Annotated in this window: 23 protein-coding genes and 1 tRNA gene; 14 read left to right on the top strand and 10 right to left on the bottom strand. The window is 40.5% G+C overall.

Annotated elements, in window-relative coordinates; genetic code table 11:
• Nucleotides 1-81: 81 nt before the first annotated feature.
• The 3 genes from LAQ65_RS21225 to LAQ65_RS18340 form a co-directional block, all read right to left on the bottom strand.
• The gene (locus LAQ65_RS21225) at nucleotides 82-300 is read right to left on the bottom strand and encodes a hypothetical protein (protein ID WP_394369733.1); all 219 of its coding nucleotides are present in this window, start codon (nucleotides 298-300) and stop codon (nucleotides 82-84) included.
• A 197-nt stretch (nucleotides 301-497) separates the two neighbouring features.
• Entirely contained in the window at nucleotides 498-1,991 is a 1,494-nt protein-coding gene (locus tag LAQ65_RS18345; protein ID WP_224118462.1) for an amidohydrolase family protein, read from the bottom strand.
• 134 nt (nucleotides 1,992-2,125) lie between these two features.
• Entirely contained in the window at nucleotides 2,126-2,326 is a 201-nt protein-coding gene (locus tag LAQ65_RS18340; RefSeq protein WP_394369736.1) for a hypothetical protein, read from the bottom strand.
• A gap of 106 nt (nucleotides 2,327-2,432) precedes the next feature.
• On the opposite strand from LAQ65_RS18340, the gene LAQ65_RS18335 reads away from it, so the two are divergent.
• From LAQ65_RS18335 to LAQ65_RS18300, 8 genes are all read left to right on the top strand, one after another.
• Nucleotides 2,433-2,870: a hypothetical protein gene (locus tag LAQ65_RS18335; RefSeq protein WP_224118460.1), complete on the top strand. Its 438-nt coding sequence runs from the start codon at nucleotides 2,433-2,435 to the stop codon at nucleotides 2,868-2,870.
• Between the two features lie 195 nt (nucleotides 2,871-3,065).
• A complete protein-coding gene (locus tag LAQ65_RS18330) occupies nucleotides 3,066-3,263 on the top strand; it encodes an Arm DNA-binding domain-containing protein (RefSeq protein ID WP_317197004.1) in 198 nt (65 codons plus the stop codon).
• A 191-nt stretch (nucleotides 3,264-3,454) separates the two neighbouring features.
• The gene (locus tag LAQ65_RS18325; RefSeq protein ID WP_224118459.1) at nucleotides 3,455-4,549 is read left to right on the top strand and encodes an AAA family ATPase; all 1,095 of its coding nucleotides are present in this window, start codon (nucleotides 3,455-3,457) and stop codon (nucleotides 4,547-4,549) included.
• A gap of 4 nt (nucleotides 4,550-4,553) precedes the next feature.
• Complete coding sequence (locus LAQ65_RS18320; protein ID WP_224118458.1) at nucleotides 4,554-6,917, top strand: S8 family peptidase; 2,364 nt, start codon at nucleotides 4,554-4,556, stop codon at nucleotides 6,915-6,917.
• Nucleotides 6,918-7,179: 262 nt separating this feature from the next.
• A complete protein-coding gene (locus LAQ65_RS18315; RefSeq protein ID WP_224118457.1) occupies nucleotides 7,180-7,413 on the top strand; it encodes a DUF2188 domain-containing protein in 234 nt (77 codons plus the stop codon).
• Nucleotides 7,414-7,434: 21 nt separating this feature from the next.
• Entirely contained in the window at nucleotides 7,435-7,719 is a 285-nt protein-coding gene (locus LAQ65_RS18310) for a multiubiquitin domain-containing protein (protein ID WP_224118456.1), read from the top strand.
• Complete coding sequence (locus LAQ65_RS18305; RefSeq protein WP_224118455.1) at nucleotides 7,694-8,872, top strand: ThiF family adenylyltransferase; 1,179 nt, start codon at nucleotides 7,694-7,696, stop codon at nucleotides 8,870-8,872. The genes LAQ65_RS18310 and LAQ65_RS18305 overlap by 26 nt, the downstream gene beginning before the upstream one ends.
• Before the next feature lie 13 nt (nucleotides 8,873-8,885).
• Nucleotides 8,886-9,203, top strand: coding sequence for a DUF6527 family protein (locus LAQ65_RS18300; RefSeq protein WP_224118454.1), 318 nt, complete (start codon nucleotides 8,886-8,888; stop codon nucleotides 9,201-9,203).
• Between the two features lie 304 nt (nucleotides 9,204-9,507).
• On the opposite strand, the gene LAQ65_RS18295 is transcribed toward LAQ65_RS18300, so the two are convergent.
• The 5 genes from LAQ65_RS18295 to LAQ65_RS18275 form a co-directional block, all read right to left on the bottom strand.
• Complete coding sequence (locus tag LAQ65_RS18295; protein ID WP_224118453.1) at nucleotides 9,508-9,783, bottom strand: ATP-binding protein; 276 nt, start codon at nucleotides 9,781-9,783, stop codon at nucleotides 9,508-9,510.
• A gap of 756 nt (nucleotides 9,784-10,539) precedes the next feature.
• Nucleotides 10,540-10,773: a transposase gene (locus LAQ65_RS21220; RefSeq protein ID WP_224118473.1), complete on the bottom strand. Its 234-nt coding sequence runs from the start codon at nucleotides 10,771-10,773 to the stop codon at nucleotides 10,540-10,542.
• A 516-nt stretch (nucleotides 10,774-11,289) separates the two neighbouring features.
• On the bottom strand, nucleotides 11,290-13,110 hold the full coding sequence (locus tag LAQ65_RS18285) for an ATP-binding protein (protein WP_224118452.1): 1,821 nt from the start codon (nucleotides 13,108-13,110) through the stop codon (nucleotides 11,290-11,292).
• Complete coding sequence (locus LAQ65_RS18280; protein ID WP_224118451.1) at nucleotides 13,103-14,281, bottom strand: SIR2 family protein; 1,179 nt, start codon at nucleotides 14,279-14,281, stop codon at nucleotides 13,103-13,105. The genes LAQ65_RS18285 and LAQ65_RS18280 overlap by 8 nt, the downstream gene beginning before the upstream one ends.
• Entirely contained in the window at nucleotides 14,274-14,858 is a 585-nt protein-coding gene (locus LAQ65_RS18275; RefSeq protein ID WP_224118450.1) for a hypothetical protein, read from the bottom strand. The genes LAQ65_RS18280 and LAQ65_RS18275 overlap by 8 nt, the downstream gene beginning before the upstream one ends.
• A gap of 343 nt (nucleotides 14,859-15,201) precedes the next feature.
• Between LAQ65_RS18275 and LAQ65_RS18270 the strand changes: the two genes are divergently transcribed.
• Nucleotides 15,202-15,399 carry a hypothetical protein gene (locus tag LAQ65_RS18270; RefSeq protein WP_224118449.1) on the top strand — a complete coding sequence of 66 codons (198 nt, stop codon included), beginning with the start codon at nucleotides 15,202-15,204 and terminating at the stop codon, nucleotides 15,397-15,399.
• 38 nt (nucleotides 15,400-15,437) lie between these two features.
• On the opposite strand, the gene LAQ65_RS18265 is transcribed toward LAQ65_RS18270, so the two are convergent.
• Both LAQ65_RS18265 and recQ read right to left on the bottom strand, forming a co-directional pair.
• Nucleotides 15,438-15,510, bottom strand: a tRNA-Phe gene (locus LAQ65_RS18265).
• Between the two features lie 90 nt (nucleotides 15,511-15,600).
• A complete protein-coding gene (recQ, locus tag LAQ65_RS18260) occupies nucleotides 15,601-17,916 on the bottom strand; it encodes a DNA helicase RecQ (RefSeq protein WP_224118448.1) in 2,316 nt (771 codons plus the stop codon).
• 351 nt (nucleotides 17,917-18,267) lie between these two features.
• Here recQ and LAQ65_RS18255 point away from each other — a divergent pair, with 351 nt between their 5' ends.
• The 5 genes from LAQ65_RS18255 to LAQ65_RS18235 all read left to right on the top strand — a co-directional run bounded on the left by LAQ65_RS18255 (nucleotide 18,268) and on the right by LAQ65_RS18235 (nucleotide 22,909).
• Nucleotides 18,268-19,236, top strand: a complete 969-nt coding sequence (locus LAQ65_RS18255) for a KpsF/GutQ family sugar-phosphate isomerase (RefSeq protein WP_224118447.1) — start codon at nucleotides 18,268-18,270, stop codon at nucleotides 19,234-19,236.
• Nucleotides 19,236-20,318, top strand: coding sequence for a mannose-1-phosphate guanylyltransferase (locus LAQ65_RS18250; protein WP_224118446.1), 1,083 nt, complete (start codon nucleotides 19,236-19,238; stop codon nucleotides 20,316-20,318). Before LAQ65_RS18255 ends, LAQ65_RS18250 begins: the two co-directional genes overlap by 1 nt.
• Before the next feature lie 108 nt (nucleotides 20,319-20,426).
• The gene (locus LAQ65_RS18245) at nucleotides 20,427-20,816 is read left to right on the top strand and encodes a RidA family protein (RefSeq protein WP_224118445.1); all 390 of its coding nucleotides are present in this window, start codon (nucleotides 20,427-20,429) and stop codon (nucleotides 20,814-20,816) included.
• An 18-nt stretch (nucleotides 20,817-20,834) separates the two neighbouring features.
• Entirely contained in the window at nucleotides 20,835-21,758 is a 924-nt protein-coding gene (locus LAQ65_RS18240) for a helix-turn-helix domain-containing protein (RefSeq protein WP_224118444.1), read from the top strand.
• A gap of 5 nt (nucleotides 21,759-21,763) precedes the next feature.
• On the top strand, nucleotides 21,764-22,909 hold the full coding sequence (locus LAQ65_RS18235) for a methionine aminotransferase (RefSeq protein WP_224118443.1): 1,146 nt from the start codon (nucleotides 21,764-21,766) through the stop codon (nucleotides 22,907-22,909).
• Nucleotides 22,910-22,919: the final 10 nt, after the last annotated feature.

The raw sequence follows: 22,919 nt of genomic DNA, 5'->3' as shown, positions 1-22,919 counted from the left end.
AGGCGATCCTTCACATAAGCAACAATCCGCTCAACGGCATTTGAAATTCAAATCCTGTCTGGACCACCTGTTGGCGGAAGTTTAAATAGACGTATTATCACAGTATAATATTTTCGCATCCACCAGAACCGGGATTCCTTTAATCAGCGTTTGTAATACTATACAACTTTGCTCTGTAGCACTAATTAGTTTATTTGCTATTTCTTCTTTAACACTATTATTTATGGTAATCTCAACTTCTAATCCCATTGCCTGAAAACATACGGGCACATTTTTATCAACTTTCATAGTCCCACGCACATCAACAATGGTTGTTGTCTTTCCTTTACAATTGAAGTAAAAATCATAATCCTTAATTTTTTAATTGCCAGAAGGATGAATATTTCCAGATTGAATTTCCGCTAACCGGCAGGGCATTGGCGCAGGTGGGGAATTTTTCTGTCCTACAGATTTACGATTTGTCAAAAGGTTTTGAGTCTCTTGAATTATACTTTGTACTATTGCTTGTACTTACCGTAAATTGGTTGTCCGGCAAAAACATTGTCAACTGTTTTCCCATTTCTTAAAACAACCACACCATTCACAATTACATATTCAATGCCTTCTGAAAAGGCAGGGCCATTTTCAAAAGTTCCTTTATCAATTATTGTATTGGGGTTGAAAATAGTAATATCAGCATCAGCACCAATTTGTATCCTTCCTTTGAACCTCATCATTGGTGCAATATTTTCCAGTCTTTTAGCTGGCAACAAAGTCATTTTTTCAATAGCGGTCATAAGGTCAATTACTTTCTCTTCTCTTACATATTTACCTAACACTCTTGAGAAAGTTCCACCGGTTCTTGGATGTGCCAATTTTGCATATGGCATTCCGTCTGATGCAATAATAACACCAGGTGCTGCAATGCCAGTCCTAATCCATTCAGGTTTCATCACATGCAAGATTACTGTTCCCCCGGTTTTGCGATAGGTTTCAAATGTTTCCTTAGTAAGGCGTTCGCCAGTTGCAACCCATTGCAGGTCACCATAACTAATGCCTAACCTATCCTGCCATCCGTCAGAGAACATTGCACTTTCCAAACTCGTTGATCCGGCGGTGTAAGAATAAAGTTCGGTTGTAATATCAAATCCTCTTTTTTGTGCGGCATTCACCATATCAAGGCCTAATTGAATATTACCTAATGCCATACTATTGATATGAACAATATGCAGCGGAGCGTTTGTGAGGGCGGCATCAGCTATGACTTCCTGAATTGAAATAATATCGGGATTTCTTACGTGCGTGAAAACAAGGACATTCATTTCGCCAGCCAACTGAAACACCTTGTACATTTCAGTTGGATTTGTTTTAGGCAAGTACCCGATAGGAACTCCGATACCAATCCCGCCTTCGCTCAACGATGATTTAATGTTATCAAGTGTTTTATTCATTTCTTCCGTTGTAAGCTGCTCTGTTGCAGCAGGAAGAATAGCACTATTACGCTTTTCTATTGATGATTCTCCTTTGATACTTGTTTCAAGCAATTTACTTACAGCATCTTTATATTTATCTATTGCTTTAAACCGTTCATAAGGCCAGCATACACTTGCTCCGTAGTTTATCAATGCCTTTGACTGTCTTGTTGCATACCACTCTTTAAGGTTCTCAATTCCCCATTCCAGTTCCAGTGCAGTAGTAAGTCCATCATGCAATTGATATTCTTGTTCTGTGTTGGTTCGGCCATGTACATGCAAATCAATAAAGCCAGGAGCTACCACTAAACCTGGTACATTAATCGTTTGTTTACCTTTTAACCGTTCTGATGAAATTTGGGCAATACGATTATTGATGATGCCCACATTTTTTATTGCATCAAGTTTAGTTTCCGGGTCAATAACTCTTCCACCCGTTAATACAATATCATATTCAATAGTTGATTGACCAATTGCAAAATGACAAAACCATATTGTCAATGTAAAAAAGAGAAATAATGATTTTAATACTCTTGTCATTTAGAATTGTTTTTTGATGTCAATGAAATGTCTTTACAAAATTGCCACTAATGTTTTGCAGATTTGCGATGGGCGGGATTTTTGGCTTAACTGTTCATGCGGAGCACGAAACTTCGCCTATTGCAAATGTACTGTTAGCGGCTTGTGCTTTCATCGGTCTTGTCTTTAAACTGTGGTTCAATTCTGAAATATACCCAGTGAACGGGCACATTTTTATCAACTTTCAAAGTCCCGCGCACATCAACATTTGCCGTAGCTCTAACTTTAGTTTTGTACAGAGCGATCTGCAAACGGTTTGCAATCATCCTGAGTGCAGTTTCAAAACAGGATGCCAGAGCTGCAGATAGTGTAGGGTCCTTTATTTTTCCCTTCTGCTAAGAATAGGCAATGAATTAAAGAAATCAGATCTTCGCCTGCTTTCAATCTTCAAAATGATACTATATGACTTCATCCAAGAAAATTCTCGTTATCCTGCGTCATGAAAAAAGCCTGGGCATAGTCGATGATTTTGCGATGCAAAATGGTTTTACAATCATACCCGTGGTATTGGATCCGATTGAAATTCCCGAAGGCGTAGCGACTGCATTAGAGCGGATAAGGGAAAGCATTCCTTTATGTGATGTGATTGCACTTGGGACAAAGGTTTTTGATATTTCAAAAGAACAAAGCAGGCTAATTGAGTTTCTACAAATCTTCAGAGAAAATGGTGTGCGGGATAAACCTATCTGCATGACTAACCTGGGTGTTTTCCCCAATGCAGAAAAAACAGCCCTGGCCAATACAGGGCTTAACCTTTTTTATGTAGAAAATGATAACCTGGGGCGTGACGGCATGTTGAATTTCGGACCCATCCTGGTAAAAGCTTTGCAAGAACAATAAAGAAAAAAGCAGCTACTGATTTTATTCTGTAGCTGCTTCATTTTGAACGTGGTGTGGGCCGGAATCGAACCGGCGACACAAGGATTTTCAGTCTTAAAATTAATGGATTCATATGGTTCGATATGGAACTAAATGACTGATAATCAATAGTATTTATTTTAAATTAAATCGCGAAAAAGCATATAAATACGGTAAATGTTGTACCAATTCAGTGGGTACAACATGGCCAGCGTAAAAATTGTTCTTTTTCAAAAGCCCAGTAAGGACGGCAGTTTGCCGCTCTGCCTTCGTATTACAAAAGATCGGAAAACCAGCCTTATCCACCTTGGATATTCGATAAAGGAGACTTCTTCGCGTAAAATTCTTGTTGTGGTAACACCATCTACAAACTGAACTCCGTGCAAAAGCCCCAATGGCTGAAGGCTTGTTCTGTATAACTCACACTTTACAGAAAAAAGGTCCCATAATCAGAAAATGTCCGGTATACTTGTTATTTAAACCCGTTTAATGATATTTTTTCCGTATTTACGTATTATTTATACATTTTAGCTTACTTTTGGTACAGAAACACGAAAAATCTTACCATGTACACGGAAATATTACGGATAATAGAAGGAGGATTAGCTAGAGATCCTAAAAAGGTTTACAACTATGCAAAAATGCTAGCCGACAAATTAGGATACGACGGCGATAATAAAATGGCAAAAATGATTCTTAGAGCAATTGAGACCGGACATACTACAACCGTTAGCATGGATGAATTGCTAACCACGCCCGTGGATAATGAAAGCAGGCTAAGTATTGTTGATGTTGAAATGCCAGCCAAGGAGGCTACCACCATCGTATTGCCCAAACTGGTTGGTAATAAAGTAAGCGACTTTATTAGCATTGTAAAGCATCAAGATGATTTGATCAAAAATGGTATAGAAGTTTCAAATACCCTTCTGCTTTATGGCAAGCCAGGCTGCGGTAAAACTACAGTAGCAAGGTATATTTCTGAAAAGACGGGACTTCCGCTGGTTATCGCAAGATTCGATGCAATCGTTTCATCTCTTTTGGGAAATACAGCCAAAAACATCAGGAAAATATTTGACTTTGCAGATAACAAACCATGCATTCTTTTCCTGGATGAATTCGATGCCATTGCAAAGGCAAGAGACGATCAATACGAATTAGGTGAATTGAAAAGAGTTATCAATAGTCTTTTGCAGAATATCGACGCTTTTGCATCGCATAATATTCTCATAGCGGCGACAAATCATCCGGAGCTACTTGATAAAGCTATTTGGAGAAGATTTAATACGGTTATAGAGATTGGTGCACCTCAAGAAAATGAAATCACTGAATTATTGAAAACGTTCACAACAGACTTCAAAACTGATTTTATTTCTGACGAGAAGAAGTTGGATAAGGCTATCAAATTAATGGAAGGGAAAACTCCCTCTGATATAAAAAGTATCGTAAACAATGCCAAGGCACATGCAATCATAAGCGGCAACAGCATACTTAAATATGAAGACCTGTTAGTTGAACTATTTGAATTTAATCATCATGGTGACTTAGTGATAGAAAAGCTTGTTGAATTCTTAAACGATAATGGAATACCCCAGGCCGCAATAGCAGAGAGGATGAAAATTTCAGTCAGGCAAATAAGAAATTATTTAAACAAACAATCTTAAAGTAATGGCAGAAAGAAACCTTCCTATAAAATTCTTTCAGAAGAGGCAGAAAGATGAATTGGACACCGAAGGTGGTGGCGAAAGGAGACTGCCAAAATGGGTGAATACTCCTTCAGAACTGCAGGAAAAAGTCTCCTATGTTAGCAACGTTCTCACAAATATTTCCAGATCATTGGCCGAAAAAGTGAACCAGAACAACTACGTGCCATCTGTTGTAAAGGTGAAACTTAACGAAGAAGCATTGGCAAAAAGCCATCGAAAGGAAATTGCCACACTTTTCAATATCGGTAAAATAAATATGATCGGTATTGCAGGCGAGGATGAAGTTCTGGTTAAGATTGATAGCCAGAATGACGTGCTATCTATACTAAAGAAATTTGAAAATATAAATGATGCTTTTCCAAGCTTTTCTACTACTGTGGGTGTCTCTGCAATTACAAATGTAGAAGAGTTTAAGCCGGTGATAGATGTAGAACCGGATAAGGAAACCGTATTAAAATTGAAGCTTATTAATTATGAGAACAATGAATTGAATAGCATTGTGACAAAACAGTTTGAGAGCTACTGCGATGATAAAAAACTGCGATATGAAAGAGCTGCCTATTCCGGAGATCTAAATATTTACCGGCTAAGTGATGTAACACAGGACGCTTTTGAAGAACTAAAAAATTTTGATGGTGTACAGTTGATAAGCGAAATGCCTGTTTACGATATAACGCTTGATGAAATTATGGAAGAGAAACAGATACCGGTAAAAGTTCCGAAAGAAGGAGTTAATTACCCGGTGGTTGGTGTGCTGGACACCGGAGTGGCAGATATTCCGCATCTCAAGCCCTGGCTCCACAAAAATAGCTTTTCTAAATATCATACCAATGATGTAGATAAAAGTCATGGTACATTCGTAGCTGGCGTATTGATTTATGGCGATGAATTGGAGGGGCAAGGTTACACCGGCGTTGAAGGCTGCAAGATATTTGAGGCGATTGTAATGCCCGATATAAAAAAGCAGAGAATTTATGAAGATGAATTGATTGAGCATATTCGTGAGGCAATCGGCAAAAATGACGAGATAAAGATTTGGAATCTTTCTCTTGGTACTAGCATGGAAGCTGATCACCATGAATTCTCAGATTTTGCTAAAGCTTTAGACGAAATACAGGAGCATCATGACGTATTGATCTGCAAGTCAGCCGGGAACTGTGACGCTTTTACAAGAAGTGCACCAACAAAAAGGATCTCTAAATCAGCAGACACTGTAAGAGGGTTGGTTGTCGGCTCGCTTACACATGATAAAAACGGAACTGACATATCAGATAAACATACACCCTCCCCTTTTTCGAGAAAAGGCCCCGGACCTGCTTACCTGATAAAACCCGATGTAGTTCACATTGGAGGCAATGCAGGCCTGGACCATAGAAACAATCCTGTTTACAACCATGTTTATTCCTTCGCTCCTGATGGACGAGTTGCGGGTAAGGTTGGTACCAGCTTTTCTACGCCTCGGGTTTCTGCTATTGCCGCAGGATTGGATGCGATGATCAGCGAGAAATTTAATCCGTTACTTTTAAAGGCACTGATCATCCATTCTGCCAAATACCCGCCAGAAATGAAAGTGGCCATTGCGGAAAAAATTGATACAGCTGGATTTGGGCTGCCATCAAACGTAAACGAAATTCTCTTTAACCAACCCAACGAAATAACATTAATCCTGCAGGATACTCTTGAGAGGGGAAATTTCATTGATATTCTGGACTTCCCTTTTCCGCCCAGCATGGTTGATGAAGAAGGATATCATTATGGCGAAGTTACAGTAACCCTGGTAACTGCACCAATTCTTGAAGTTTCTCAGGGTGCTGAATATTGTCAGTCCAACATTGATGTAATGTTCGGCAGCTATGATGAAAAGGTTGCCAGGGACACGAGTAAGGCCACAATTAAAAATCCTATCGGAGCTGACGGCAGACAGAATGTATTGTCAACTGCTGTTTATAGCAAGAAGGCTTCACATGATGTAACGACGGCATTTGCTTCGGAAAGGATGTTGGTGTCTTATGGAGACAAATATCAGCCGGTGAAGAAGTGGTGTGTAAATTTTGATGACTTCACCAATGCAAATAAAGAGAAGTATTTAAAAGGGCCTAAAAACTGGTATTTAAAGCTAGAGGGGCTATTCAGGCATTTTACTGAAACAAAATGTGAGGCACAAAAAATAACGCCAAGCCATGAGTTTTGTTTGGTCATCACCATCAAAGACACTAAGAAGCGTGGTAATATTTACAATGAGGTAACTCATTTACTTGACAACTTCAGCTTTGTGCATACAAATGTTAAGCTCAAAGAAGAAGTAAGAGTTAGACTGAACCAATAAATTATTGAATAAGTTCTTTATAGAAAGGGAAAAGCCCTCTGAGTTCATACCTCCAAAGGGCTTTCAGGAAAAGAGATTGAAAGCTGCTCGTTTCCTTTTTCAAGTTCAGTACAAAAGTAGGGGTTCCCGCCGATTTACAATCCCTGCCAGAGTACATTAACTCTCTCAGTGATTTCCTCTCTATACAGCTTTCCGGCGACTATTCCTCTACTCCGTTATAAGGTTGGGGCAGTTTTGTTAACCCATTAAAAAATGTAAAGAAATGGGAAAGAATCAGCATGTGACCAAGCACCCTGGAGGTGGCTGGCAGGTTAAAGGAGCCGGTAATGAAAAAGCAACAAAAGTTACCGAGACTCAAAAGAAAGCGATTAATGTGGCTACCAACATAGCCAAGCATCAAAAGTCAGAAGTTATCATTCATGGAAAAAACGGGAGAATAAGAGATAAGGACTCTTACGGCAACGATCCTGTACCACCGAAAGACAAAAAATATTAATCAATTAAAATAGTTTTTAAAATGAGCGAGGCAATTGAAAAAAAAGACAATGAAAAATATGATGACAAAAAAGATGTCACCATCTATGTAAATGCCGAAACAAAGGATTGGAAGGAAAAATCAATTTCATTTGAACAAGTTGTCGTATTGGCGTTTGGTGTGCAACCTGAAAATGCTTCACAAACCTATACGGTCACTTATAAGAAAGGGAATGATAAAAAGCCTGAAGGTTCCTTAACAAAAGGCCAATCTGTTCACGTTAAAGATCTAATGAGATTTAATGTCACACCAGCTAATCAGTCATAGTCCGGATCTGAAGAGATTAAAGGATGAAGGCTACGGAATTCAGATAAAAGGTGGACTCCTGGTAGTCCACCAGATTCCGTACGTTAATGACAAAAAAGAAGTACAATTTGGCAAGCTTGTGAGCGAACTTACCTTAAGCAGTCCGGGCAAAACAGGAGTTCCGAATACACATGTTATTCATTTTGCCGGAGCTTATCCATGTTATCCCGATGGCAGTCCCATTACTGCACTGCAACACGCAAGCGCAACTCAGGAAATCACCAAAGGAGTTGTGATAGATTTTTCATTTTCGAACAAACCAGGGCGGTCCTATATAGATTATTATGAGAAAATTAGTAGTTATGCAAATCTTATTTCGGCCCCAGCTAAAGCACTGAGAGAAGATGTATCGGAAAAATCACACCCGGTTATCCAGGAAGATGCAGAGGATACCGTTTTCAGATATATAGACACTAATTCCAGCAGAGCCAATATCACACCGATCAGTGAAAAGCTGCAAGGGCAAAAAATTGCTATCGTAGGCAGTGGTGGAACGGGATCATACCTTCTTGATTTTATTTCTAAAACACCTGTCCAGGAGATCCATCTTTTTGACGGAGATCATTTTCATGTACACAACGCATTTCGTGCGCCAGGAGCGGCAACGGTTGAGGAGCTAAACAGCAATTTAAAAAAGGTTCATTACCTGCATACGAAGTATTCTCAAATGCACCGATATATTATTCCGCATGACTATTTTATCACTCCGCAAACGGTGAATGAGCTATCCGGTATGGACATTGTTTTCATTGCCATTGATAAAGGAGAAATCAAGAGGCTTATCATTGACGCCCTCTTAAATACAAATGTGCCTTTCATTGATGTTGGCATGGGGTTAAATGTAAAAAACAATACATTGCTTGGCACGTTAAGAGTAACCTCATGCAATTTGGCAAAAAAAGATCATTTAGAAAGACGGATTTCTTTCGTTGATCAGGAAGACGATGGGTATCACTCCAATATTCAGATTGCGGAACTCAATGCTTTAAATGCGGCTCTGGCCATTGTCAAATGGAAGAAGATGTTTGGCTTCTACCATGATATGGAAAAAGAGCATCACACGACTTATACGGTTAATGAATCACAACTTTTGAATGATGAAACTGCAGAATAAATTTGTAGAACTAATGCCTACGGAACTTGAAGAAGGAATTCTTTATGTATCTATGGAATTTGGCACTGTTATTCATAAGTGTCCTTGCGGCTGCGGCCAAAAGGTCGTTACTCCGCTGTCTCCTGTGGGATGGCAGCTTAGTTATGATGGCGATACGATTACCCTGACACCCTCAATTGGCAACTGGAGCTTCGTGTGTCAAAGCCACTACTGGATAATAAACAATGTTGTTCAACATGCGCTCAAGTGGAAAAAAAATCCAATCGAAAAAGGGCGAAAGAACGAACAAAAATCACAGAAAAAATATTATCGAAATAAAAGTAAAAAATAATAATGAGTGCTCCGGTAGTACTGGAATTGAAAACCATTATTGTTGGTACTATTCAAAGCTAACTTCTGACTTTAGATCAAGTACTTTGCAGGCATCCAGTTTGTTTAAAAAGCTTTCAAATTCCTACGTATTAAACCCTTCGGATGTAAATTACTTTTCCAGTTTATTAGCTTAGCTGTAAATTCCGGTGATACTGACCCCGGTATTCCGGGTGATGTTGACGCCTCTGTTTAGGGTCAATGAAGAACAGTAATGTAAAGAGCGGTTAGTGATTTCAAAAGTATTTATCCTAAGTGACCTTCGTTCATTTTTTTCTTCTAATAGATTCGCCTTTCAGTTCGATCCGGTGAGCGCCGGCTGTCAATCTGACCATTAGAGCATAGGCGACGGTTGGTTCATTAATGTACTCGTGCCTGGCACTAACGGGTAATTGGGAGGTGATCAGCGTAGCATACTTACCATGGCGTTCTTCGAGGATTTGCAACAAGGCAAGTTTTACATCCTGTTGCATGGGTTGCAGGCCAAAGTCGTCCAGTATGATCAGCGCCTGGCGTTCCAGGTGGTTCAGTTGTAAAAACAATCTGCCAGTTCTCTATCGGTCGGCCTGGATGCATTACTGCTGTCTTCCGCTATGCGCGCCAGATAAGATCTGACTGAATCCTACAAAACCTGCTTTCTTTATGTTGTCAATATTGTTGAAATTCATATCGAGTTTTGTCTGCCTGAACTTTTAGGGTGTCATACTACGCTTGCAGGCAATGCAAATATTTACGAAATTAAAAAGATCCCTATCGTTAATGGTGTACTTAAAGGATCGTCTATTAGCAGAAAAGATCTTTTGAACAGCTCGAGCGCCCGCTGCTTCGCCAGTTGCCTGCCACGCCCTGCGTGTTGAAAAAATGCAGAATCCTGTCCATACAACGCAATTACCATATCCAGCTTCGGGATGATGGCCTCTATTACAGTGCGAAAAAACCACCAGAAATCCTATACCACACTTGCTGACCACATGCCACCCCATCATCAGCGGATGAAACAGTTCGAGGGTTGGTTCTGCGTCGAAGATTGAGGCCTTCCTCTTTTTAGATCCTGTGGACCCCCTTGTGATTATCTGGCCAGCCTTCTCTTCGCAGCACCGTATAAACGCGCCACATGCCAAATCGGATTTTTGTTTCTGCTATTTCTTTTATCCTGGCGCGGACAGGCCGGTCTTCACGGCGATGGTGTTGGTAATAGTAAACCGAATGACGATTATGCAGAAGCCTACAAGCGCGCCGAATAGACACTTTGAATTGACTTATTATATGTGCGGCCAGCTCCTTCTTTTGGGCTGGCCTCAGAGCTTTTTTTTGATTACATCTTGAAGCATTTGCTTGTCCAAGCTAAGGTCAGCCACCATTTGCTTTAATCTTACATTTTCCTCCTTGAGTTGCCGCAGTTCCCTAAGTTCAGATACGCCAAGGCCACCATACTTCTTTTTCCAATTGTAAAAAGTAGCTTCACTGACGCCCATCTTGCGACAGATCTCTTCGGTGACTCGTCCTAAATAAACCTTACATGTTTTATAAATAATCCTGATTTTACTTTACACTTGTTATTGATCGCAAATACAATCTGCGCTTCCGTAAATTTTGACTTTTTCATGCGCAATCATTCTTGTTTAAGTTATGAATAATTGCCTCATTTTTCTAGTTTAGCAGTGTCCAGTTTTTTGGGGGGAGGTCAACTTTTGTTAGATCGGGTTTGAAATTTTTATTCAAAAATATATAAGGAGTATTAGCGCTCTTTATCGAATCAAAATCTATAAGATTATTAGCAGGCCCTAAATTATTTATAAATATCTTGTTCGAAGCCCTAAATGGATTTGATATTATAAGTAATATTTGAAAAGAGTAGTTATTATTAGAATCTATTTGAGTCGATATCGAATCTAAATATATTTTTTGCCTTATATCACTTATGATATTCCCTATAGAATCATACCGGTAAAACACAATTGTCTGTATCAACCGAATTATTGCTCGGTTAAGGCATAAAAAAGGTTATATTATTTTGTTTTTTGCACAGTTCATGTTATAGCCTGTTGTTATGCTGTCCCAATCCATCTGTCGCTTATTTTTTTAAGTTCAATTGTTTTTGTTGGTGCGTTAACCCAGCCTTTTACAAAACTGATGTCATTGGAGTCTGGCAATTGTTCTGGTATAAGTTTGTTTATCCTAATTCTACTTGGTAATGCAGCAGCCTCTCCAACAAAAATTGCCTCCCGTCTAGTAAGAGAAGGCAGCATTTTTGTCAAGCCTACTAAGCTATCTGGTAAGAATTTAGCAACATGTTCTTGGTCATTCGAGTTCGTAAGTCTAAGGATTATCCACGAATTGCATTGTGATAAAACAGTTGCCTCAACATCTGATGGTCTTTGGGAAATAAGCATTAAACCTACACCATATTTTCGACCTTCTTTGGCAATACGCCTTACTGCTTCTTGCGCTTCTTTGTATTGTGCCTCTCCATGATTTGGTACATAACGGTGAGCTTCCTCACAGATAAACAGAACAGGATCCTTTTCTCTCTCCTCTCTTGTTTGCCATAATTTGTATTGAAATAATAGCCTTGCGATTAGAGCAGTTAATGGGCCAGCAACTTCATTAGGTAATCCTGAGATATCAATAATTCTTAGGTTCTTATCTTCAATATCACCTACAAATTGATGGAGCACAGTTTCCAGTGTCGGTGAAGTTGCACCAAACTCCTCCATTAAAAATGACAATTGTGGATTAGAACGCAAGACTTTTAGTTTTTTAAGAATCGATTCTATTTTTTGTCTGTTGGAATCGCTTGGAGGTAAAAAGTCTGTTTTACCTGCTTTACGCCCTTGTACTTTATCAATGTGTTTGAGAAACTCAGAAAGTAGAAATGGAATTGGTTTATCTCTGTCGAAGTTTAAAATATCACTCTCGGTTTTACCTCCTGTTGGAATTTCTGAATTTGCTTCTCCTAGTGGATCGACACCAACATTTTCAACTAAACCTGAATTTAATAATCTTGCATAGGTTACTGCTTGATAAACCATATTTGTCTGTGAGGTAGCTTCAAATTCAGTTTTACCGATAACTAATGATCTAAATTCATCGCTTGACATTAGCCAATACGGCAATTTCAATTGCTCAGATTTAACAGCCTTTGTGGACGCTTCGTTATAGGCTTTATATACAACTGCTTTATCCCCAAATGCCTTAGCATACTCACCATGTGGGTCAATAATTACAATCCTAGGTGATAATGTTTTGCCTTTTGTTTGATGCGCCAAAACGGAGTGGAGAATGGATGAAACTGTTCCAGATTTTCCTGAACCAGTAGAACCTAAAATTGCACAATGATGTCCAAATAATTTATCAATATTTGCTCGACAAACGGCATTATTTCCTCCAACATAATTTCCAATAGGAACCATTGGATTGTTTTCAATGTCTTTTAAATCTTCTGCTGCACGATAAATACCTTCAAGTTCATCATTCAGGCATAGAAAGGCATCTTGTAAAGGAAGTGGATATGTTTCAACTCCTCTAACAAATGAAAGTTTACAATCTTTTGAACTCCAAATACCTTGGCCAAATAAATCAGCTTCTAATATCCTTCTATCATCACCAGGTAGAATAGAAGTTTTACCCTCTTCAGCAAGAATATCAGACTGCATTCTCAACATTCTAACATATGCGAATAGTATTTTTCTGCCGAAGTGTATTTTAATAATACTACCAATTTGACCTACCGAATATACTTGGCCATAAACTGATCTTGTAAGTTCAGTAATTTTAGTATCAAGTTCAATTCTAATTTGATTACTGCATACTTCTACAATTTTTCCAATTCTCAAAGAAGGTAGTGTGATAAATAGTTCTTTACTCATGGTCTCCAGTTAAAATGAAATTTGTCAATCCAGAAAATGTCCACCAATACAAATCTTTCTTATCGGTGGTTTGTAGCGGATCTCTAGAATTATAGTAAACTCCTTTTTGTCCAGCAACATAAACTCTACTACCAAATTGTTTATCAGTGAGCCATGCATCAAGTGTTTTGTTAATTACTATAGTGCCATTAGGGTTTTCTTGTGCAAAAGCGATTATTGTAGTTCTATTGTTTCTACTTGATAGAGCCGCTTCTATTTCAGCATTAATATGGTCATCTCCGAAGCTATATCCACATGTAATTAATACATTGTCTTCATTTGAATTTAGTGCGTTTCTAAAGCCGTTAAACAAATATGAAAATGGGTCTTTTTGGGTCTCTACATATTTTGTAGCTTGAGGATAAATCATTATCTCAGATTTATTTGCTAAATATTTTGTTCCGTATCTGGTTCTAACTAAACCTTTCTTTTCATCTCGATGCCAATCTATTGACCCATGAAGTTTGTAAAGCAGACATTTATTAGGCAAGCTATGAGCATCTTGAAATTCAAATTGTGGATTCCAATATGCAATTGCACCACCTGAGAAACCATCAACAACAGTGAATTTTTCTAACCCTAAAGCATCCTCTAATAATGTGTCATAATTGGTTGAAAAAAAGGTGAGTTTAGACCTAGACAGCAAATTTGATCTATTTGAATATATCGCTTGAACAAATTTGATATGATGTTCTATTTCAACAATTGGATTTGAAAAATCACCAATTATTTCAGTTCCGTCATTTGAATAACCATATCGAACAGTTTCACCAATTGCGGAAATTATGGATTTGTGAAGGTTTAATAGTTCATCTTTAGTGAACGATTTTGCACTCACAGTTGCTGATTGAGTTTTGGACCTGTCCGCTAATGCAATCAAATCACCGATATGACTTAAATAGTGTTCAATATGTGACTTGTCTTGCAATTCAGCCGTAAGTAAATTATAGATTTCAATATCCTTGTCGATTTTAGAAGCATCAATAATACTTTTTACTCGAGCAGTCAATTGGTACATCAAAGGAATATTTGATTTGTAACTTATACCAGCTCCAAAAAGCCAATTTTGTCTACTAGAATCGAGCTGCTTTTTTAGCTCTTCAGTTATTGATTCAAAGTCATGGTTAGCCATTGTTGTCATTTATTTCAGTAAATATATTTTGCATTTGATTTTTTGAAATAATCAAAAAATTTGTAGTATCATATGTGTTCTTTTCGACCCTTCTTAAGAACCCTAGATAATTCATGATTCTAATAAAAGTTCTCATGGTCTTTTCAGTATAAGCTACTCCAATACCTATTCTTCCTAGAGAGGCGGCATTAATTAGACTTCCCATAATGTGTTTCTTTGAATTCTCATTTTCTATTTCTATTGCAAGAAAACATCTAGCATTTTGATTTTTGTAAATCAACTCTTCAAAAGGCGGAATTGTGATTTCATTATTTACTTCTAATCCTATATTTTCAATGTGTATGTGATATAATTTTCTAATAAATAGATTAATGTTTTCAGTTGCTACAAGTTGATTATAATCGTTAGTCTGATTTTGTCCAGCAACCATACTAAATGGTCCAACAGCAATGTCAACTCTAGGTGAATAGTGATTGCGATATCCTGTAAATGCAGTCCATTCATTTTTCACTTCCAAACCTTCAAGTTTAGTTTGAATTAATGGATGAATTATATTTTGATATTCTTTGGTCGTCATTTTACAATTGGCTATAACGCAAATATTTAAGAAATTAAATGATCCCTATCTTTAAAAGTGTGCTTGATTATCATTCACATTCTATTATACATTACTAATTGCCGTTAGGACAATCCGATTTCACTAAAGCCACCCACCACACTATTTCCCTTTCCAGATTGTCGATACCCACACTATCAAAAACCCGCGGCTTCGCTACATCGGTCACACCTATCCGAAAACACCCTTAATATAATCAAATCTCCATTCCCGTCATACCGGGAAAATTCCCGTATCCGCAGTTTCCACATACCAACACCCCGGCAAAGCCCTAACGGGCTTTCTCGGGAAGCTTAACGGCGTAGTGATCAAACAATACAAAGGCATGACTGTGATGGCCACTTTGTACCCTAAAACATTAATGAATAATCCGGAATGGAAACTGGCCGTAGCCATCGCGCTGAAGATCGAACAGGGAAAAGTGTATTCCACCCTCATTAGCGATTTCATGAAAAATAAAAGGGATGAGAAGAAAATAGTGAAGATTCCCAAAAAACCATAAAAAAAGCCGCTGAATATCAGCGGCTGGTATCTTTTCTGTGGTGTGGGCCGGAATCGAACCGGCGACACAAGGATTTTCAGTCCTTTGCTCTACCAACTGAGCTACCGCACCATCCGGGAATCAATGACCGTAATCATCAAATCGGGACGCAAAAATAGGGGGATTTCAACAAATATCCCGCGGTTATCAACATTTTTTTATTTACATCCCGTATTGCGACAAAAATTTGATGCGCATTATCTTAAGCTGCTCCCAGGTGAAGTTGCTGTCGGCCAGTTCTTCCTGGGCTACCTGCAGGGAAGACGTTTCGCAACCTTTGAAATAGTCCAGGATCTCCTCCTGCTCGTATTCGTCCAGCATTTCATCTATGGCGTAATCAAGGTTCAGCTTGGTTCCGCTGGCGGCTATAGTCTCCATCTCTTCCAGCATGGCATCCAGCCGCAGCTCCTTGTTCTTCGCAATGGTTTCCAGCGGTATCCGCTTATCGGTCTGCTGTATAATATATACTTTCAACCCGCTCTTATTCACCACGCTCTTCATGACGAACTCGTCGGGCTTCTCAATATTATTTTCCTCCACATATTTGGCAATCAGTTCCACGAAAGGTTTTCCGTAGCGGATCGCCTTACCCTTACTAACGCCCTGGCATTTATCCAATTCACTTACCGCAGTAGGGTACAAGGTTGCCATATCCTGCAGGGAGTTTTCCAGGAATATCACAAAAGGCGGAAGGCCTTTTTTCTTCGCCTCTTTCTGCCGAAGGTCTTTCAGCATTTCGAAAAGCTTCTCATCGGCTGCCATTGCGCCACCCCCGTTTCCTTCAGCACCTTCTTCATCATCCTCATTGGCTTCCTCATACAGGTTATTCATCACGATCTTGAAACTCTTCGGCTTTTTCAGGAACGCTTCACCGGCCTTTGTAATTTTCAGTACACCATATTCTTCAATGTCTTTGGAAAGGAAACCTGCCAGCAACATCTGTCTGATCAGCGAACCCCAGTATTGATCGGTTTGATTTTTTCCCGTACCAAATGAATCCAGGGTATTGTGCTTATACATATGGTTCTGGGGCGTTAACCTGCCCACCAGGATATTCACGGTATAATCTGTAGCAAATCGTTCATCCAGGGCTTTCACCAGTTTCAGCACTTTCACCGCATCGGCCTTGGCCTCCAGCTGCTCCTTCGGATGCTTGCAATTATCACATTTCCCGCAATTCTCCTCCGTATAGTCTTCCCCGAAATAATTCAGCAGGAATTTACGGCGGCAAACCCCGGTTTCGGCGTACGCTACCGTTTCATTGATCAGTTGCGCACCTACTTCCCGCTCGCTTAGCGGCTTATCCCGCATCAGGTGCTCCAGTTTGGAAACATCCTTATGGGAATAATATAAAATACAAATTCCTTCCAGTCCGTCGCGACCCGCACGACCGGTTTCCTGGTAATAATTTTCAATGCTTTTCGGGATATTATAGTGCATAACAAACCGCACATCGGGCTTGTCAATACCCATTCCAAATGCGATGGTCGCTACAATTACCTGGGTATCTTCCTTCAAAAACATATCCTGCCTTTCAGCGCGGAGTTTGCTGTCAAGCCCGGCATGGTAGGCTACAGCTTTAATACCATTGGCCACCAGTACCTCTGCCAGTTCTTCCGTTGTTTTACGGTTCAGGGTGTAAATGATACCGCTCTTCCCTTCAAAATTCACAATGAACTTCACCATGCTTTTAATGGTTTGTTCCTTCTTCACCTTGGGCTGGATCTCGTAATAAAGGTTGTCGCGGTTAAAGGAAGAAATAAAGATCTTAGGGTTACGCAGTCCCAGGTTCTTCACGATATCACTCTGCACTTTTGGAGTAGCCGTAGCCGTTAGGGCAATTACGGGTACATCCTTATTGATCTCATCCATCATTTCCCTTAGGCGGCGGTACTCGGGGCGAAAATCGTGGCCCCACTCAGAAATACAATGGGCCTCATCTACGGCAAAAAATGAAATATTAAGGTCGTTGAAAAAATCAAGGTTTTCCTGTTTGGTAAGGGTTTCAGGGGCTACATACAGCATTTTCGTGCGCCCGTTCAGCAGGTCATCATGCACTTCCCTGATTTCTTTTTTTGTCAGCGTTGAATTCAGGAAGTGTGCAACTTCATCGTTGCTGCTATAACCCCTGACCAGGTCAACCTGGTTCTTCATCAGGGCAATAAGTGGCGAAACGATGATGGCAACCCCGGGTAAAATCATGGCCGGAAGCTGGTAACAAAGGCTTTTTCCGCCACCAGTGGGCATAATCACGAAAGTATCCCTGCCCCCCATGAGGCATTGAATAATTTCTTCCTGGTCTCCCTTAAACTGTGAAAACCCGAAATATTCTTCCAGTGATTCGGGTAGATTACCCGCTAAAGCGCTATTTGAAGTGTTTTCAGCTGGTGTTGATTTTGCGGTCTTTGGACCGGCAGTGCTTTTTTTTGTGACCGGTTTTGCTGCTGCGGTTTTCCGGGATTTTGTAGTTGTTGCCATGCTCATTTGTTTTCAATCTCACATTCTTGCAGAACGTTCATAAGATACCAAAAAAGCAGCAGAACATTTCAGTATAAAGCCAGGGAACTAAATCATCAGACTTAACCAGCAAGAGCTTGCCGTAAATTCAAGCCGCTTTTTTCAGGACAGCGAAATTACTTAAAAATAAAGGCTTACAAGCCTGTAAAATGTTAATACTAAGTGGTTTTAGCTTCCTTCATGCTTTTCTTAGCGTTTACAGGTTTCACCCGCCGGGTATTACCCGGCGGGTAATACCCGGCGGGTGAAGGAAAAAACACTAAAAAAAATCCTTCCCTTGTTTACAGTCGATTACTTTTGTGCCGCTTCTATATGAATTATCAAAACATACAGGCCATTGCCCGCAGGACTATTGAGTTAGAGACCGCCTCACTGGCGGGATTGCAGGCTTTCATCAATGAGGACTTTGCGAAAGCCGTCCAGGCGGTATTTGAAAGCAAGGGGCGGCTGGTTGTGAGTGGTATTGGCAAAAGCGCCATTGTGGCCCAAAAGATTGTCGCCACCCTTAATTCCACAGGAACGCCATCGCTGTATATGCACGCCGCAGACGCTATCCATGGCGACCTGGGGATGGTCCAGGCCGCTGATGTCGTAATGGTGATCAGCAAAAGCGGTGAAAGTCCTGAAATTAAAGTGCTTGTCCCGCTTATCCGCAATTTCGGCAACCCCATTATCGGGATGGTCGGAAATGACCAGTCATTCCTGGCGCGCCAGGCTGATTTTGTTTTAAATACGACTGTTTCAAAGGAAGCATGCCCGAATAACCTGGCACCAACCAGCAGTACAACTGCACAAATGGTGATGGGAGATGCGCTGGCGGTTTGCCTGATGGAGCTTAGTGGCTTCAACGGGCAGGATTTCGCCAAATTCCACCCGGGTGGCAACCTGGGTAAAAGGCTTTACCTCAGGGTCCGTGACCTTTATGTTAACAACGAAAGTCCGGCTATCGGGCCGGATGCGCCTTTAAAAGAAATCATTATTGCAATTTCCGGAAGCCGGCTCGGCATAACGGCAGTGACCGATGGGCAAAACCAGGTGCTTGGTGTAATTACCGATGGCGACCTGCGCCGGATGCTCGAAAAAGACTTTAGCCTGTCGGACGTAAAAGCTTCGGAGATCATGACCCGGAATCCCAAAAAAATCAGTCCCGATGCAATGGCTGTAAACGCATTGGAATTGTTACGAAAACATGATATTACCCAGTTGGTGGTAACTGATGATACAAACAAATACCAGGGAATCCTACATTTACACGATTTAATAAAAGAAGGCCTTATCTAATGAATCAACACAATTATGTGGCCATTATGGCCGGCGGTATAGGAAGCCGTTTCTGGCCAATGAGCCGTACCAATTACCCAAAACAGTTCCTCGATATCCTGAATACGGGTAAAACGCTTATTCAGTGGACCTACGAACGTTATGCAGATTTTATTCCGGTTGAAAACATCTTTGTAGTTACCTCAGAAGAATACGCAGGTATTGTAGCTGAGCAATTACCAAACCTTCCTGTTGCCAATATTTTAGGTGAGCCTTCCCGGAAAAATACTGCGCCCTGCATTGCTTATATCTCTTTTAAGCTGATGCAAAAGGATCCTAAGGCATCATTGATCATTGCTCCGGCTGATCACCTGATTCTTGATAAGATCGCCTTTAAAAAGGTTTGCCTTGAAGCACTCAGTTTCGTGAATAAACACAATGCATTAATTACCCTGGGCATACAGCCGACGCATCCAAATACCGGCTATGGCTATATCCAGTTCGAACAGCATGCTGTTTCAGATAATGTGTTTAAAGTAAAAACCTTCACGGAAAAACCCAATCTCGAATTAGCAAAAACATTCCTTGCCAGTGGCGATTTCCTGTGGAATGCGGGCATTTTCGTTTGGCAGGTAAAGAATATCATCACGGCCTTTGAGCAGTACCTGCCGGAAATGCACGAAGTTTTTGCAGCCGAGAAAGATAAATTCAATACCCCTGGAGAGAAGAAAGCCCTGGAAGAAATTTACCCGCAATGCACTAATATTTCCATCGATTTTGGTATCATGGAGAAAGCCAATAATGTGTATATCATCCCGTCTTCCTTTGGTTGGAGCGACCTTGGCACCTGGAACAGTGCCTATGATAATTTTGAAAAGGACTACCTCGAAAATGCAGTAGCGGGTAATAACGTAGTGGTTATTGATGCCACCAAATGTATGGTACATGTTCCCGATGATAAACTTGTGTTGTTGCAGGGACTGGATGATTTTATCGTAGTCGACACTGATGATGTTCTCCTGATCTGCCGGAAAAACAAGGAACAGGAAATAAAGGAATATGTAGCGGAGGTAAGGCGTAAAAAGGGGGAGAAGTACCTTTAAGCTTACCGTTCATCATATAATTTGAATACCCTGTGATAGTATCACAGGGTATTTTATTTTTACCAGTAATATTACAATATTAACTTACCGGGTAAAAAAACAAAACAAATGACAAGGATAAATTTCTCCTCCGGCGCTCCCTGGGAAAATATTATTGGATACAGCAGGGCTGTAAAAATGGGTAACATTATTGAAGTCACAGGAACTGTTGCTGTTAATGAACAAAACGAGGTTGTTGGAGTTAATGATGCCTATGCCCAAACACACTATATCCTTGGAAAAATCGCCAAAGTGCTGGAAAAGGCCGATGCTGAAATGAAAGACGTGGTTCGTACGCGCCTATTCGTTACCGATATCAGCCGTTGGGAAGAATATGGCCGGGCCCATGGCGAATATTTTTCCTTAATCCGCCCATGTACGACAATGGTTGAGGTGAGCGCCCTTATTTCCCCGGAATACCTGGTGGAAATTGAAGTAACAGCAATTTTGAACCATTAATCCATATAGCTAATTACCATGCAGAAACAGGTAACTTATTACGAAACCCTGGTAGAATCATTTCACAATTCAAATGTAATTGAACCCAATTCTCCGCATCTCGATATTTTAAAGTTTGAGGACATTCCCCATCTTCTCCAGGATAACACCGGCAACCCTTTCAGGTTGAATGCCTTCGTAGTTGGATTTGTTACCGATGGAGGTTTTAACCTTAATATTTCCAATAAAGAATATGTAGTAGAAAAAAACAGTTTGTATTTCACTTCACCCTGGCATATCAGGCAATATGCCCAGGTTAAAGATTGGAAGGGGTATATCCTGTTTTTTACCCCAGACTTTATTTTCCAATATCCGCAGGGGGAATATATTTTCCGGGAATTCCGTTTCTTTCATACTGAAAATGGCATGCTGGTCCATCCGAATGAAAATAGTGCTGAAATGCTGGTCAGCCAGTTTGAAAAAATGTACCAGTTATTGCGCAGTAACCATCCGGAGAAAATGAAAATGCTGTTTCATTATATCAACATTTTCCTCTACGAATGCAAGTCCGCTTTCTCTGCTGACAATCCCCAGGGCGGAGCCACCAAAGACACAACCCTTAATAATTTTTTATACTCCCTCAACAACTATTTCATTGAGCTTAACAAAGGGAATATGGAAAAAGCGCTTACCCTGAAATATGTGGCCAATGAGATGCACCTTCACCCGACTTACCTGAGTAACCTGTTAAAAGTCCAAACCGGCAAAACCGCTGCACAACTTGTACGTGAACGATTGATCCTTGAAGCGCAATCGCTGCTCAGGAATACTGATATGACAGTCGCCGAAGTCGCGTATTACCTGCATTTCAAAGACAATTCGAACTTTGCCAAATTCTTCCGCCACCAGGTAGGAAAGAGTCCTTCCGAATACCGCGACCAGGCCCTGCAAAACGGAAAATAAAGTATATGACTTCCATTCCCTTTAAACTTCCCCGGGTTGGCACGACCATTTTTACTACAATGAGTGCATTGGCAACCGAGTTAAATGCCGTGAACCTGGGACAGGGATTTCCTGATTTTCCGATGGATAAGCGGCTGAGCGATGCCGTTGCAAGGGCTATGGATAACCAATTCAACCAGTATGCACCAATGGCAGGATGGCTTCCGCTGCGGGAAATACTGGCTGAAAAAATCGGGTCATTATATAAAAGCACGGTGAATCCGGATACCGAGATCACGATTACACCAGGCGGCACTTATGCCATATACACAGCTTTAACCACCATACTATTACCGGGCGATGAAGTTATTGTCCTTGAACCGGCATATGATAGTTATGTTCCCAATATTGAAGTAAACGGCGGGAAGGCGGTCCTGGTGCCCATGAACCTGGAAGACCTGTCCATCAACTGGCCTGCAGTGCGGGCAGCAGTGACCCCAAAAACAAAAGCGATCATTATCAATTCGCCACATAACCCGACAGGGGCAATCCTTGGTGAACATGATATAAGGGAATTGCGTTCAATTGTTGAGCAGCACGACCTTTTCATTATAAGTGATGAGGTTTATGAACACCTTATTTATGATGGAAAGGAACACCAGTCCATGCTCCGGTATCCCGACCTGCTGGCAAGGAGTTTTGTCTGTTTCTCTTTCGGGAAAGTATTCCATTGTACCGGTTGGAAATTGGGTTATTGTGTTGCCCCTGCTGCTTTAATGAAAGAGTTCAGGAAAATCCACCAGTTTAATTGTTTCAGTTGCCATACCCCTTCACAGGTTGGTATAGCCGAATTTTTGCAGGACAGGGAATCCTATCTTTCCCTGAATGCATTCCTCCAGCAAAAAAGGGATTATTTTATTACCCTGATGCAACAAACCAGGTTTACCCTAAAACCATCATACGGAAGTTATTTTATTTGTGCAGGGTATGAAGCCATCAGCAGTGAACCAGATATTGATTTCGCACTTCGCGTAACGCGTGAGTTTGGGGTTGCAACGATACCCGTTTCTGCTTTTTACCAATATGGAACCACGGGAAAACTGATCCGGTTTTGCTTTGCTAAAAAACAGGAGACCCTTGAAAAAGCAGTACAGCAGTTAACCAGGCTATAGTAATAAGTTC

The sequence above is a fragment of the Flavihumibacter profundi genome (assembly GCF_020076305.1).
In the GTDB taxonomy this organism is placed as follows: Bacteria; Bacteroidota; Bacteroidia; order Chitinophagales; family Chitinophagaceae; genus Flavihumibacter; species Flavihumibacter profundi.
Note: the sequence above shows the minus strand (reverse complement) of the source record. Positions and strands in the feature narration are given on the sequence as shown.